Annotated in this window: 13 protein-coding genes and 1 other RNA gene; 7 read left to right on the forward strand and 7 right to left on the reverse strand. The window is 43.3% G+C overall.

Annotated elements, in window-relative coordinates:
- Nucleotides 1-72: 72 nt before the first annotated feature.
- The gene (locus tag MSG33_RS19565; RefSeq protein ID WP_047010170.1) at nucleotides 73-504 is read left to right on the forward strand and encodes a type IV pilin protein; all 432 of its coding nucleotides are present in this window, start codon (nucleotides 73-75) and stop codon (nucleotides 502-504) included.
- A gap of 68 nt (nucleotides 505-572) precedes the next feature.
- On the opposite strand, the gene dnaJ is transcribed toward MSG33_RS19565, so the two are convergent.
- From dnaJ to grpE, 4 genes are all read right to left on the reverse strand, one after another.
- Nucleotides 573-1,721, reverse strand: coding sequence for a molecular chaperone DnaJ (dnaJ, locus tag MSG33_RS19570; RefSeq protein ID WP_005391453.1), 1,149 nt, complete (start codon nucleotides 1,719-1,721; stop codon nucleotides 573-575).
- Nucleotides 1,722-1,925: 204 nt separating this feature from the next.
- Nucleotides 1,926-3,839: a molecular chaperone DnaK gene (gene dnaK / locus MSG33_RS19575; protein ID WP_005391455.1), complete on the reverse strand. Its 1,914-nt coding sequence runs from the start codon at nucleotides 3,837-3,839 to the stop codon at nucleotides 1,926-1,928.
- 349 nt (nucleotides 3,840-4,188) lie between these two features.
- Entirely contained in the window at nucleotides 4,189-5,463 is a 1,275-nt protein-coding gene (locus MSG33_RS19580) for a dicarboxylate/amino acid:cation symporter (RefSeq protein ID WP_012842090.1), read from the reverse strand.
- Between the two features lie 417 nt (nucleotides 5,464-5,880).
- Nucleotides 5,881-6,477 carry a nucleotide exchange factor GrpE gene (gene grpE / locus MSG33_RS19585; RefSeq protein WP_012842091.1) on the reverse strand — a complete coding sequence of 199 codons (597 nt, stop codon included), beginning with the start codon at nucleotides 6,475-6,477 and terminating at the stop codon, nucleotides 5,881-5,883.
- A 146-nt stretch (nucleotides 6,478-6,623) separates the two neighbouring features.
- Here grpE and nadK point away from each other — a divergent pair, with 146 nt between their 5' ends.
- The 4 genes from nadK (at nucleotide 6,624) to bamE (ending at nucleotide 11,486) form a co-directional block, all read left to right on the forward strand.
- Nucleotides 6,624-7,508, forward strand: a complete 885-nt coding sequence (nadK, locus tag MSG33_RS19590) for an NAD(+) kinase (protein ID WP_005391462.1) — start codon at nucleotides 6,624-6,626, stop codon at nucleotides 7,506-7,508.
- A gap of 265 nt (nucleotides 7,509-7,773) precedes the next feature.
- Nucleotides 7,774-8,964 (forward strand): DUF3103 domain-containing protein, encoded by a 1,191-nt coding sequence (locus MSG33_RS19595; protein WP_248381798.1) that lies wholly within the window; start codon nucleotides 7,774-7,776, stop codon nucleotides 8,962-8,964.
- 167 nt (nucleotides 8,965-9,131) lie between these two features.
- Complete coding sequence (gene recN / locus MSG33_RS19600; RefSeq protein WP_248381800.1) at nucleotides 9,132-10,796, forward strand: DNA repair protein RecN; 1,665 nt, start codon at nucleotides 9,132-9,134, stop codon at nucleotides 10,794-10,796.
- A 330-nt stretch (nucleotides 10,797-11,126) separates the two neighbouring features.
- Nucleotides 11,127-11,486 (forward strand): outer membrane protein assembly factor BamE, encoded by a 360-nt coding sequence (gene bamE / locus MSG33_RS19605; RefSeq protein WP_005391468.1) that lies wholly within the window; start codon nucleotides 11,127-11,129, stop codon nucleotides 11,484-11,486.
- A 105-nt stretch (nucleotides 11,487-11,591) separates the two neighbouring features.
- Here the strand turns inward: bamE and MSG33_RS19610 are convergent, their stop codons facing one another.
- Together MSG33_RS19610 and MSG33_RS19615 are read right to left on the reverse strand one after the other, a co-directional pair.
- Nucleotides 11,592-11,945 (reverse strand): RnfH family protein, encoded by a 354-nt coding sequence (locus tag MSG33_RS19610; protein ID WP_005391471.1) that lies wholly within the window; start codon nucleotides 11,943-11,945, stop codon nucleotides 11,592-11,594.
- Nucleotides 11,935-12,378 (reverse strand): SRPBCC family protein, encoded by a 444-nt coding sequence (locus tag MSG33_RS19615; RefSeq protein WP_005391473.1) that lies wholly within the window; start codon nucleotides 12,376-12,378, stop codon nucleotides 11,935-11,937. The genes MSG33_RS19610 and MSG33_RS19615 overlap by 11 nt, the downstream gene beginning before the upstream one ends.
- Before the next feature lie 118 nt (nucleotides 12,379-12,496).
- On the opposite strand from MSG33_RS19615, the gene smpB reads away from it, so the two are divergent.
- The gene (gene smpB, locus MSG33_RS19620) at nucleotides 12,497-12,982 is read left to right on the forward strand and encodes an SsrA-binding protein SmpB (RefSeq protein WP_005391476.1); all 486 of its coding nucleotides are present in this window, start codon (nucleotides 12,497-12,499) and stop codon (nucleotides 12,980-12,982) included.
- 66 nt (nucleotides 12,983-13,048) lie between these two features.
- Nucleotides 13,049-13,416: a transfer-messenger RNA gene (ssrA, locus tag MSG33_RS19625) on the forward strand.
- Nucleotides 13,417-13,701: 285 nt separating this feature from the next.
- On the opposite strand, the gene MSG33_RS19630 is transcribed toward ssrA, so the two are convergent.
- A complete protein-coding gene (locus MSG33_RS19630) occupies nucleotides 13,702-14,265 on the reverse strand; it encodes a porin family protein (protein WP_005391484.1) in 564 nt (187 codons plus the stop codon).
- Nucleotides 14,266-14,579 lie beyond the last annotated feature (314 nt).

Below are 14,579 nucleotides of genomic sequence, written 5' to 3' on the forward strand. Positions count from 1 at the left end.
CCGTAATTCATCTTGCACAGATGCTATCACCTGCCAAAAATAGGCGGAAAAGTGAAAAGGAAACTACTCGTGATGATTCGAATTTCTCGCTGTAACAGCTACAAAAAAAGATTGGGAGGGATGACATTGATCGAATTACTGATAGCCGTAGTGATTGTCGGGATCATTGCGGCTGTCGCCTACCCTTCTTACACCAATCATGTAATCAAGTCTCATAGGACGGTTGCCTTGAGCGATCTTAGTCGAATTCAGCTAGAGCTAGAGACATCTTATGATGGTGGGTACGACTGGAGTCATATTATCTCTGGAGGCACATGCACTCTATGTGATTCAGACACAGATAGATTTTCTTTCAATATTGCGAGCTCAGCAAGTACGGCCTATACCATTACAGCAACAGCAAAATCGGCTCTGGGACAAGACGACGACGAGTGCTTGACTGGCGCTAAAACGATTACTTTAACGTCAACAAATGTCGAAGAACCAAGTGATTGCTGGAATTAGAAAGAACACCGAGATGCAAAAAGGCCTGCATTTTAGCAGGCCTTTGTATTTGTGCTTTTCACTAACGTCTAGCTGGTTAAATCATCAAAGAACTTTTTCACACCGTTGAAAAAGCCTTCTGATTTAGGCTTGTGCTTTGTCGCCGCTTCACCACCACAAGACTCTTCAAACTCTTTGAGCAGTTCTTTTTGGCGTGAGCTTAGGTTTACTGGTGTTTCAACAACCAACTTAACAATCAAGTCACCGATACCGCCACCGCGAACGCCTTTCACACCTTTACCACGCATGCGGAACATACGACCTGTTTGCGTTTCTGAAGGTACTTTTAGGCTTACGCGACCATCTAGAGTTGGTACTTCAACTTCACCACCTAGAGCCGCCATCGCAAAGCTTACAGGCACTTCACAGTATAGGTTGTTACCATCACGTTCGAAGATATGGTGCTCTTTCACGTGCACTTGTACATACAAGTCACCCGCTGGAGCTCCCATCTCTCCTGCTTCACCTTCGCCAGATAGACGAATACGGTCGCCAGTATCAACACCTGCAGGGATCTTAACGTTAAGTGTTTTGGTTTTCTGTTTACGACCTTGACCATGACACTCATTACAAGGGTCTTTAATGATCTTGCCTTTACCGTGACAGGTAGGACAGGTTTGTTGCACTGCGAAGAAGCCTTGGCGCATTTGTACTTGACCATGACCATGACAGGTACCACATGTTTCAGCAGATGAGCCTTTCTTCGCGCCACTACCATCGCAGGTATCACAGTGTACGAGTGTTGGTACTTCGATCTCTTTCGTTACACCACGAACCGCCTCTTCTAGCGTCAGTTCCATGTTGTAACGTAAGTCCGCACCACGTTGAGCACGGTGACCACCACCGCCACGACGACCACCACCAAAAATGTCGCCGAATACATCGCCAAAGATGTCGCCGAAATCAGCGCCGCCGCCGCCAAAGCCACCGCCACCGAAACCACCGCCGCCTTGTTCAAAAGCAGCATGACCGTACTGGTCGTACGCCGCTTTCTTCTGAGGGTCGGTCAGAACTTCGTACGCTTCTTTTACTTCTTTAAACTTGTCCGCCGCAGACTCATCACCCTGGTTTCGGTCTGGGTGGAATTTCATCGCTAGACGCTTATACGCCTTTTTGATATCGCGCTCTGAGGCATCACGGCTTACGCCTAATACTTCGTAAAAATCACGTTTTGACATGTTCTTCGTCACCAGTTAATTACTACAAACGGCATCGATTCACCGCTTGGTGTTTGTATCGTTCTAGGTAAGTGCACTTATCCGCAACATACTTAACTAGAAAGACAGCGTTTACAAACAGACGGGCGTAAGAGTTGCCCCAAACGCCCGCACACGAAGTCTTATCGACCCCAGATGGCTTTGCAGCCATCTGGTTAAGAAATATTATTTCTTGTCGTCTTTAACTTCTTCGAACTCAGCATCTACAACGTCGTCTTCTTTAGACTGTGCATCGGCGTCAGCACCTTGTGCTTGCTGCGCTTGAGCTTGTTGTTGAGCGATTTCCATCAGTTTTTGAGAAGCTGTCATTAGTGCTTGAACTTTAGCATCGATAGCTTCTTTGTCTTCGCCTTTGCGCGCTGTTTCTAGCTCAGAAATTGCTGCTTCAATCTTCTCTTTCTCTTCTGCAGGTAGTGCTTCACCAGCTTCTTCTACTTGCTTACGAGTACCGTGAATCATTTGGTCAGCTTGGTTACGTGCAGTCGCTAGCTCTTCGAACTTTTTGTCCGCTTCTTTGTTAGCTTCTGCTTCTTGAACCATTTTCTCGATGTCTTCATCGCTTAGACCGCCAGAAGCTTGGATAGTGATCTTCTGCTCTTTACCAGTCTGCTTGTCTTTCGCTGACACGTGTAGGATACCGTCCGCATCAAGGTCAAAAGTAACCTCGATTTGTGGCATACCACGTGGTGCAGGCTGGATGCCTTCTAGGTTGAATTGACCTAGAGACTTGTTGTACATCGCTTGCTTACGCTCACCTTGTAGAACGTGGATAGTAACCGCGCTCTGGTTGTCTTCCGCTGTAGAGAAAACTTGGTTCGCTTTAGTTGGGATAGTTGTGTTCTTCTCAACTAACTTAGTCATTACGCCACCCATTGTCTCGATACCTAGAGACAGTGGAGTTACGTCTAGTAGTAGTACGTCTTTAACGTCACCAGCAAGTACACCACCTTGAACTGCAGCACCCATTGCTACTGCTTCGTCAGGGTTTACGTCACGGCGCGCTTCTTTACCAAAGAACTCAGCAACTTTCGCTTGAACCATTGGCATACGAGTCTGACCACCAACTAGGATTACGTCAGTGATGTCGTTTACTGATAGATCAGCGTCAGCTAGAGCTACTTTTAGTGGCTCAAGAGAGCGTTGTACTAGGTCTTCAACTAGAGATTCTAGTTTTGCACGAGTCACTTTAATGTTCATGTGCTTAGGACCAGTTGCATCTGCAGTAACGTAAGGTAGGTTTACGTCAGTTTGAGAAGTAGAAGAAAGCTCGATTTTCGCTTTTTCTGCTGCTTCTTTAACACGCTGCATTGCTAGTGGATCGTTCTTAAGATCGATACCTTGCTCTTTCTTAAACTCGTCTACTAAGTAGTTGATTAGGCGGTTATCAAAGTCTTCACCACCAAGGTGAGTATCACCGTTAGTCGCTAGAACTTCGAATGTTTTCTCGCCTTCAACTTCATCGATTTCGATGATAGAGATATCGAATGTACCACCACCAAGGTCGTATACCGCGATAGTGCGATCGCCGCCTTTCTTATCAAGACCGTAAGCTAGCGCTGCTGCTGTTGGTTCGTTGATGATACGTTTAACTTCTAGACCTGCGATACGACCAGCATCTTTTGTAGCTTGACGCTGAGCATCGTTAAAGTAAGCAGGTACTGTGATAACTGCGCCAGTTACTTCCTCACCAAGGAAATCTTCAGCAGTTTTCTTCATTTTCTTAAGAACTTCAGCAGAAACCTGAGGAGCCGCCATTTTTTGGCCTTTTGCTTCTACCCAAGCGTCACCGTTGTCAGCCTTAACAATTTTGTAAGGCATGATTTGGATGTCACGCTGAACTTCTTCGTCTTCAAAACGACGACCGATTAGACGCTTAATTGCAAATAGCGTGTTTTCTGGGTTAGTTACTGCTTGACGTTTCGCTGGTTGACCTACTAGCGTCTCACCGTCAGTGTAAGCAATAACCGATGCAGTAGTACGTTCGCCCTCTGCGTTTTCAATTACACGTGGTTTGTCGCCGTCTAATACAGCAACACATGAGTTAGTAGTACCTAAGTCAATACCAATGATTTTACCCATCTGGCTATCTCCGAATAAATTCTATTTTCGTTTGGTTATAACCCCAATGTGGGGGGAGGAGAATCGGGTTTCAACCCTTGCTCACAAACAAAAATAATCAATGTTTGCTTCTCTATGCCACATAGATAAGGGCGGCAAAATGCTTTTCAAGGGCAGAATTAAAAAAAAGCGTCTTTTTTCGAAATTTATGTGTTTCTTTCTGATTAGTTGGGAACTCGTCACACTGCTGTAGCGCAACAAAACACCATTTCTCAGGTAAATGTATTTATGCCCGACTCTTCCTAAACAAAAAAAACGAGCTCATAAGAGCTCGTTTCAATATTAGGGTTAAAATAAATGATTCAAGACATTATGCGTTCGCTTGAGCAGGCTCAGCGTCAACGCCTTCTTCTTTACCAATCTCACCTTCTGTTTTTGCCACAATGGTGTTTACCGCCGTATCACCGACAACGTTAGATGACGTACAGAACATATCATTAATACGGTCAACCGCAGCAATAATTGCCAAGCCTTCAGGTGGTAAGCCTAGTTGGTGAAGCAAAACGCCTACCATTACCACGCCGCCTCCAGGAACGCCACCAGCACCAATAGATAATAGAAGAATAGTTAAACCAAGCGTGAAGATGTCTGCGGTGTTAATTGGCTGGCCAAAAGCGTTCGCAACAAACATCGTTGCTAGAGCAATATAGATAGACACACCAGACATGTTCATCGTTGCGCCCAGTGGTACACCGAAGCCAGCAACCGATTTAGAGACCTGAAGCTTTTCTGTCAGTGTACGCATCGTTACCGGGATAGTCGCGTTTGAGCTCGCGGTAGATAGAGAGAACAGAATCTGCTCACGAGTTGCACGTAGGAAAGTCTTTGGAGAGGTCCCTGTCGCAAGACTTACTGCCATTGGATAGAAGAAGAAGATCCAGAACACCAACATCGCAACCACCAAGGCCACATAACCAGCCACGGACATCAATGTATTGGCGTTTAGTGTTGCACCCAATTGAATCATTAGCGCGAACACACCATATGGCGCAAGACTCATCACTAACCCAACCAGTTTCATCATGATTTCATTTGCCATTTTGAACGTGCGGATGGCAGGACCACCACGAGAATCCAAAGCTTGAATTGCAAGACCTGTCAGAATTGCCATGAAGATGATTTGCAGCATGTCGCCGTTAGCAAACGCTTGTACTGGGTTGCTAGGAACAATGTTAACAACTAGAGAGAAAATGTCCGGCGTTTCTGTCGTCGTCAGCTGTACGGCCTCAGATACCGTTCCTGCCAGATTAGCACCCGCTCCTGGCTGGAAAATCAAACCAACAGTCAAAGCCGCCGTAATCGCAATGATGGTGTTAAGAATGTAGAGGGTAAAAGTTTTTCCACCAAGACGACCAAATGCACTGATGTCTTTCAAGTCAACAATGCCGCATACGATTGAAACGTAAACTAAAGGAACAACAAGCAATTTGATCAGCGAGACAAACATGCCGCCAACGCCTTCTGCTGCTCCAAGTAGGTATGTATCAAAAATCGCAATACCGCTAAATAAGTACTGAATTGCTGTTCCCAGCACAAGGCCGGCAAACAAGCCTATAAAAATCTTACTAGAAAGCGATTTATCCATTATAAATCTCCGATATGTTGTATTTGCTATTTACATCTTTGTAGTTATATATGCTTACTTTTAAAGCATTAGTCGCAAATCATACACACGAAGGTTACAAAATAAAGTGATAATTTACATTTTTGTTAACGGAATTATTGTAGAAAAAATGACTATCTTTACATTCCTATGCAGGACAAACATTCACACAACGAATGATTACAATTACTTATAGCCCTCTTCGTTCATAAACACGCAGTGAGATGAGAAGAAATCTCCTATAGGAAAATAATTAACCAATAAGAAAAAATATGAAGGGGATCAAACTTCCATTTTATCGATATACAATGAAGCTCATTACAACAACTTACGTTTAAAACAAAAAAGCGCCCATCAAAAAATGATGGGCGCTTTATACTTGAAAACAGGCAGTTAAGGTTATTTAGCAACCATTACCATTGCCGGACGAATCACACGGCCGTTTAGTTCGTAACCTTTTTGCATAACAAACATAACTGTGTTTGATTCATGATCTGGGCTTTCCTGAATCGACATCGCTTGATGGAACTCTGGGTTGAATGCTTCACCTTCAGGGTTGATTGCTTTCAAGCCAAATTTCGCCACAACGTCGACAAACGTTTTGTGTGTTAACTCAACACCTTCTAGGAACGGCTTAACCGTTTCATTCTCTGTATCTGCCGCTTGAATTGCACGCTCTAGGTTATCAATAACAGGAAGCAACTCTTCGGCAAACTTGTTCAACGCAAACTTACGTGCTTTATCGATCTCTTGCTCGGTACGACGACGCATGTTTTCTACTTCAGCTTTAGAACGCAACACCGCATCTTGCTGCTCTTTTACTTTTGCCTCGCTAGACAATAGTGCCGCTTCTAGTTGAGCAATCTTAGCGTCTGTCTCATCACCAATTTCTTCAAGCTCAGCTTCTACTTCTTGTGCTTCAGCTTCTACTTTTTCAGCCTCTTCGATGATTTGATCAAGCTCTTCTTCTGTAACTTTGTTTTCTTCGTTGCTCATGATATCTCCAGAATTCAACATAATGCCCTTAAAGCCATGCGCGTTTTTGCGGGCTTTAACCACATAAAAATTCGCATATTTAGGTGACTTGCCATTATTATGGGGATGAAGATTCCTGATTCAAGCCTCTTTAATGCGGAAATGCTATGAAAAATCCATGTAACGTGATCGCGATTATCGGAAAACCAAGAGATCAACAAGCAATTCAAACTCATAAAGAGTTGTACCAATGGCTGACCTCTGAAGGCTATAAAGTATTTATTGACGATCGCCTTGCCGCAATACTGGATGATATCCCGCAGAGTCAATTTGCCAGTTTAGTTGAACTAGGAAAAAATGCCGATCTAGCCATTGTGGTTGGTGGGGATGGCAACATGCTAGGCGCGGCAAGAATTTTATCCCGATTTGATGTTCCAGTCATAGGGGTGAACCGTGGAAACCTAGGCTTCTTAACTGACTTAAACCCAGACGAGTTCCAAGCGTCTCTGCAAGCGGTACTCGACGGTGAGTATATTGAAGAAGAGCGCTTTCTCTTAGAAGCGGAAGTACACCGTCACGGGCAAATTAAAAGCCACAACGCTGCGCTAAATGAAGCTGTACTTCACCCAGGGCAAATTGCCCATATGATTGAATTTGAAGTGTACATTGATGAAAGCTTCGCCTTCTCTTTACGAGCCGATGGTTTGATTGTCTCTACACCAACGGGCTCGACCGCATATTCGCTTTCTGGCGGTGGTCCAATTCTTTCGCCTAGCTTGAATGCCATTTCACTCGTGCCAATGTTTCCTCATACCTTGTCGAGTCGACCTTTGGTGGTTGATGGAAAGCGTCGAATTAAATTGGTGGTGTCACCAGAGAACCGAGGAACACAAGAAGTTAGCTGTGATGGACAAGTGTCTCTCCCTGTTTCTCCAGGAGACGAAATCCACATCTATCAAAGTCCAAATGTGCTCAAACTCATCCATCCCAAAGACTACAGCTACTATCACGTTTTACGTAACAAGCTTGGTTGGTCTAGTAAATTGTTCTAACACTTGTTACTCAGGGAAATGACTTCAATAAAAAAGCCAGTAGCTTAGTTGCCACTGGCTTTTGGCTTTCTTAGACAAGAAATAGACACAAAGTAGTGAGGCGACACGATATTTGCCATCATTAAAGAGAAGTTTATAAATTTTGATCCTGTGGGCAAAGTTTACACAAAAGATAGAAAAGCAAATTCAATGATCTATGTCCGGTGATATTCTCACCATGAATAGAGTATTAACTCTATTTCATAAAATCAATAAAGGACATATTATGAAGAAAACTATCATTCTGTCTGTTCTCAGTACATTAGCACTTATTGGCTGCCAATCAGAGGAAACGCAAGTCAACAGTGTATCCAACGCAAAAGCGGAAGATATCACTAAGACGAAGCGTGCCCTCGCTCAACAATTGAGTGAGAACTATGCTGCCATTGAACCCATGTTGAGAAGAGATATTACTCCACAACAGACTAGCGTCTCTGTATCAGCATTTGTTCAACAAAACCCCAACTCCGAGTTTAGCCGTCAGCTTGTACAAGCTGACACTCAAATTCGTAGCTGGAAAGGTATTTCTGAATACTCAGATCAGTTGCTGGAAGTTCGTTTAGCGAATGAGAGCATGATAACAGCATGGCAAAGTGGCGAGGTCGAGCCATTATTTGCATTTGAACCAAGTGGTGATGATGAGAATTGGCAATATATCGAAGCATTTGATGTGTATGGCAACATCCATCAACTCGATGTTTACCAACTCCCTGAGGTACCTGTACTCGTTGTTGATAACAACAGCTCTGCAGAGCTAAAAGCAGGCTTGCAAGCTATGCAAGCTGAGATGAAAAAACTCGGTCAGCCAGCTTTAGTTCAACCATATATTGCTGATGAAAAACGCCAAAATGCACCGCTATTGTCAAGTAGCACAGTGGGCGAAGCGGCTCCAATTCAAACAACGCAGTTGAAAAAGATCCGTCTAGCCGATGACAAAGAACCTTGGATCTCTGGCAAGGCAGAAATCTACGCTATCGTAACGGGCGTCAATCCAAGTCGTGATGAACCTACTCTCGATTTAGTAGAGCTTCCATACTTAGACTACGATAACCAAGATTACTACCCAAATCAGATCATTATTCACTGGTCTCGTTACCGTTGGGGCGCTGCGGACATCGTGCTCATGGAACAAGATGATGGTACAGACTATAAACAGTTGGCAAAACTCCTTGTTCAAGTTGCTGGGGAAGTGCTGAAAGCGATTCCAGATCCAGAAGTTCAGGCTTACGCGATTATTCCGCAAATCACGAATAAGATCATCGACACGATCCCTGACGGCGTCCTAACGAATGATGATGACTTCGTCGACGTTTACTACACACTAATGCAAGACACATCATACGTGGATCATCCAGGTGCTGGTGTGAATGCAGTAGTCACATTAGAGCCGCTCACGATTAACCCAACTCGTCCGTAACCTGTTCAATTTTAATGAGTCGTTGTAATCACTTCGGCTCATTTTTCCCACTTCATCACAAAAAAGCACCCCACACAGAAATTTTTTCTCACCTGTCTTTACTGTATAAAGAAACAGTATATACTGTTCTCTTATACAGTATTGTTCAGTTATACAGGTAAATAAAAATGCTGGCTCATCTAAGTGTTAATAATTTTGCGATTGTTAAGTCTTTACAACTCGAGCTGTCTAAGGGCATGACCACCATCACAGGTGAAACAGGCGCGGGTAAATCCATTGCTATCGATGCACTTGGGCTCTGCTTAGGCGGACGAGCCGAAGCTGGCATGGTTCGACAAGGTGAAGAAAAAACCGAAGTTAGTGCCGCTTTTTTACTGGACAACAACCTACATGCAACGCGTTGGCTAGAAGATAACGATCTGCTTGATGGCAGTGAATGTATTTTGCGTCGCATCATCACAAAAGAAGGTCGCTCAAGAGCCTTCATAAATGGCAGTCCTGTCCCACTATCACAACTCAAATCTCTAGGGCAACTGCTGATCAATATCCATGGGCAACACGCTCATCATCAATTGATGAAAAGCGAACACCAAATGGCTATGCTCGACCAATATGCAGGTCATCTAAACCTACTAAAAAGCACACGAAGTGCTTACCAACATTGGCGTCAGGCGGACAATAACCTCAAGCAACTAAAAGAAAATAGCCAGCAAAACCAGGCGCAAAAACAGTTGCTTGAATACCAAATCAAAGAACTAAATGAGTTATCGCTAGGTGAAGAAGAATTTGCAGAGCTCGAGCAAGAGCACAAACGACTATCCAATAGTGGTGAACTCGCCAATACCTGTCAGCAAGCCATCGAACTTATTTACGAAGGTGAAGAAGTCAATGCGCTTGGTATTTTGCAATCGGCCAATCACTCCCTAATTCAACTAGCTGAGTTAGATGAAAAGCTATCTGAGCTACCCAACATGTTGTCAGAAGCGATGATTCAACTGGAAGAAACTAAGAATGAATTACGCAGTTATCTAGATGGCATCGATGTGGATCCTGCTCGTATGGCTTATGTAGAAGAACGTTTTTCTAAAGTGATGTCTGTTGCTCGCAAGCACCACGTGATGCCAGAAGAACTATACCAACATCATCAAGATCTTCTGGCCCAAGTAGAAGCGTTAGATTGCTCTGATGAACGTTTAGAGGAACTCGCGCAAGAAGTGGAACAAAAGTACCAAAGCTTCCTAAACCAAGCAGAAAAACTACACAAATCACGCAGCCGTTACGCTAAAGAGCTAAATAAGCTGATCACGCAAAGCATGCACGAATTGAGCATGGAAAAAGCGGTATTCAATATCGAAGTCAGCAATGAAAACACGCACCCATCACCACTTGGCATGGACAGTGTGTGCTTCTTAGTATCGACCAACCCAGGACAGCCATTGCAACCTATAGCAAAAGTTGCGTCAGGCGGTGAGCTATCACGCATCTCATTAGCTATCCAAGTGATTACCGCTCAGAAAGTGGATACACCAAGCTTGATCTTCGATGAGGTGGATGTCGGTATTAGTGGTCCAACAGCAGCTGTAGTCGGCAAAATGCTACGCAAGCTTGGCGAGTCTACTCAGGTATTGTGTGTCACTCACCTCCCTCAAGTTGCAGGTTGTGGCCATCAACAAATGTTCGTGGCTAAACAAACAAAAGCTGGCCAAACCGAAACACAAATGCACGCATTAGATGAACAACAACGTGTGGCAGAATTAGCTCGCCTACTTGGAGGTAGCCAAATTACAGATTCTACCCTTGCAAACGCCAAAGAGCTCCTCATCGCCGCTTAGCCATGCTCTTTCAAAGATAGAGTCACGAACACTACTCCGTGACTCTACCTCCCCCATCACCATATCAAAGTGCTTGGGTTCTGATTCCCTTTCGAAATAATGGTCAGTACCACCCCATAGCTCAATAACTTGGCTATTTGTCATTAGTTACCGCTTAAACTGGATAGAAAATCGCTCATCGACATAAACATACATGTGAGAGAATCAATAAATGCAACTCAACTCAAAATTCGTTGTCAGATTTCCTATCATACGACGCATAGCTTTTTACATCTGCGTCGAGCTTGTTTATTATCAGCGCAGTATTTTAAAGGTTACTAAGAAATTATTATGCAATTAAAGAAGTGGTTAGTTGCCGTACCATTAGCAATGACATTGCTGACAGGATGTTCGGTATTGGAAAAACTGGTTTATCGCATTGATATCAACCAAGGCAACTATGTAGAACAAAGTGCGGTAGATAAATTAAAGTTTGGGATGACTAAAGCACAGGTTCGCTTCGTACTAGGGTCGCCAATGCTTATTGAAAACGGCTACCCAAACACTTGGTACTACATTTATCACCATACTCCTGGTCACGGTGATCCAGTGCAAAAAGACCTGATCGTTAACTTTAACGATCAAGGCACACTCGCAGATATCAGTGGTGACTTCCCCAAAAGTGACGCTTTTTACGAACAGATTCAGTAAACGACTTTTGCAAAAAACCTCTCACATGAGAGGTTTTTTATTATCTAGATATCGCGCAATCACACTTTGAATCAATGACGCCATCCATTGGGATTGATATCAAGTCTACTTATTCTTACGTACAGAGCTAGGCTTACCACCGGTGACTGGGTCTGCATTCCCCTCGGCTTTAGCCTGCTCCGCCCGCTTACGACGAATCTCTTTCGGGTCTGCGAGTAACGGACGATATATCTCTATTCGATCTCGATCTCGAACGGTCGCATCTAACTTCACATTACGACTAAACACACCCACTTTATTCTTAGATAAATCAATTTCAGGGTATAACTCTAACACGCCAGATTGTCGAATGATCTCTTCTACCGTTGCGTGATTATTCACCACTAAATTAAATACACGCTGTTCATGAGGAAGAGCATAGACAACCTCTACGTGAATCATATCTGACTCAATACTCATAACACTCGTAGACCTGTTTTGCGCGTTTAGTGAATGCATTTACCATGTTACTGGTAAGCTCGTTAAAAACCTTACCGAAGGCCATCTCAATCATTTTACTTGAGAATTCAAACTCAAGCTTTAGCTCAACCTTGCAAGCTTGCTCATCTAGCGCGGTAAAAATCCAACCACCACGCAATGTCTTAAACGGACCATCCACCAAGTTCATCATAATTGCTTGGCCTGGGATCAGCTCATTTGAAGTAGTAAACGTTTTGCTGATACCAGCCTTCGCCACATCGACAGAAGCCACCATACCATTACCCGAAGACTCAATGATTCTAGAGCCCGAGCAACCAGGCAGAAACTCAGGGTATTTAGCAACATCGTTAACCAGATTGAACATCTGTTCAGCACTAAAAGACACAAGCGCAGAACGGCTGACTTGCTTCATACATACTCCTATCGATACATGTACAGATTTAAAGCTCCTGCCAATTTTACTTTTATTCCACGATTGCGCAAATAAAAGGATTTCCTATCCGATATCCAACCCGTATAATGTCGCTATTATGGCAAAGAAAAAAACGAAACAAAAAGCGGGTAGCAATACTATCGCGCTGAATAAAAAAGCTCGCCACGAGTATTTCATCGATGATGAAATCGAAGCTGGCTTGGAGCTCCAAGGTTGGGAAGTGAAAGCCCTTCGCCAAGGTAAAGCCAATATTTCTGAAAGTTACGTATTTATGCGTGACGGTGAAGCCTTTGTGAGTGGCATGACAATCACTCCTTTAAATCAGGCATCGACACACGTTGTGGCGAACCCCACACGTGTGCGTAAACTACTAATGAGTCGTCGTGAACTAGACAACCTATTCGGACGTGTGAACCGTGAAGGTATGACATTAACGGCCCTCTCTCTGTACTGGTCTCGCTCTTGGGTGAAACTAAAAATTGGCGTAGCAAAAGGTAAAAAGCTGCACGATAAACGTACGGATTTAAAAGAAAAAGACTGGGCAAGAGAGAAAGCACGCGTAATGAAGAGTACACTGCGTTAATCTTGACCACTTAAACGCATAGTACTGGACAGCCAATGCTTTTCTGTTACTATGCGAATATTACCTGGGGCTGATTTAGGATTCGACGGGAATTCAGAAGTCTGAGGTGCATGCCGAGGTGCGGTAGGCCTCGTTAACAAACCGCAAAAAAATAGTCGCAAACGACGAAAACTACGCACTAGCAGCTTAATAACCTGCTCAGAGCTCTCTCGCCCTAGCTTCCGCACGTAAGACGGGGAATAACGAGGGATCAAACCCAAACGCGCTAGCCCGGATTCTCCCGCCTGAGAGATGAACGGCGAATTTTAATTCAGGCTAGTCATTCATTAGCGTGTCGGTTCGCAGGTGGGTGGCGAAATTAAAGATCGACTAAGCATGTAGTACCAATGATGAACGGTTTTCGGACGCGGGTTCAACTCCCGCCAGCTCCACCAAACGTTTGGAAAAGGCCACCTTCGGGTGGCCTTTTTTGTATCTGCTATCCGTACTTATGTTGCAACAGTACACGATCTACTTTTACGATGTTACTTTCTATTAGTGCACGGCTTCTTTTATAGCCTATAGAAAAATAAGCAGACGATCTCTAATAATCAACACTTCCAACTTTATAAATATTTTATTCATTAGTAATTTTATGCAGATAATTAAATCTCTTAAAAATAAAAATGCGAAGCCATTTAGCTTCGCATTTTTATTTGGGTTAAACATGGTTAACAATATTAGAAACGATATTCCACACCTAGCGATGCTTGGTTAAAATCAGTTTTTGTGTTTGCACCATTCGCTACGTTCTCTGCATTCAGTTCTACGTCGTACCACATATATTCTGCGTTAACTAAGAAGTTATCAGTAACTTTAAAACCAACACCGGCACCAGCGAATACACCTTCGTCATCTTTGTTGCCTTGGAAGCCCGCAACGTTGTAATCCGTCGAGTACCACATTTGACCGCCTTTTGCGTAAAGATCGACACGATCAGCAATAGGGGCTGTAACTTTTAGTGCTGCGGTGTAACCGTCCGTTTCGGCATTTGCTAGGTTATTACCATAGCTACCAAAGTCAATGTAACCGCCCTCTAACGCTAAGTAAGGGTTAAAACGGTAACCAACCAAGCCTTGAATAGCATCGCTGTCATCATCAAAGTCATCTTGTCCATCAACTTTTAAGTAACCATAGTTGGCGCCGACATAAACACCATGATCTTTGGAGTCCGCTGCGTGAGATAAAGTACTAAACGTTGCTAAAGAAAAAAGGCCAATCAAAGTAACAACATTGCTTTTCATTTCGTTCTCCTAATATAAGTGCCATTGAAAGTTCGAATTATACAAAGCAAATGCAATGCCAATTTTAATTTAATGAAAAACATTTTCTACTTTATAAAAAATTGACATTATTTTGAAATTAAAACAACAAAACTAAAAGTTATACCGTTTTATTTACCTTGAGAAAACAATATTAGATTTGTGTAAATACTAATGATGTAAAACATTCTATTTTATTTGTAGTTTTTTCAAAAGATAGGAGAAATCAATAAACAAACCCCAATCATCAATTATTTACACACCCATTATATTTAGGATTCTTAATTTTTGGTCTG

Source organism: Vibrio sp. 1CM7H (assembly GCF_023161645.1).
GTDB classification, from domain to species: Bacteria; Pseudomonadota; Gammaproteobacteria; order Enterobacterales; family Vibrionaceae; genus Vibrio; species Vibrio diabolicus.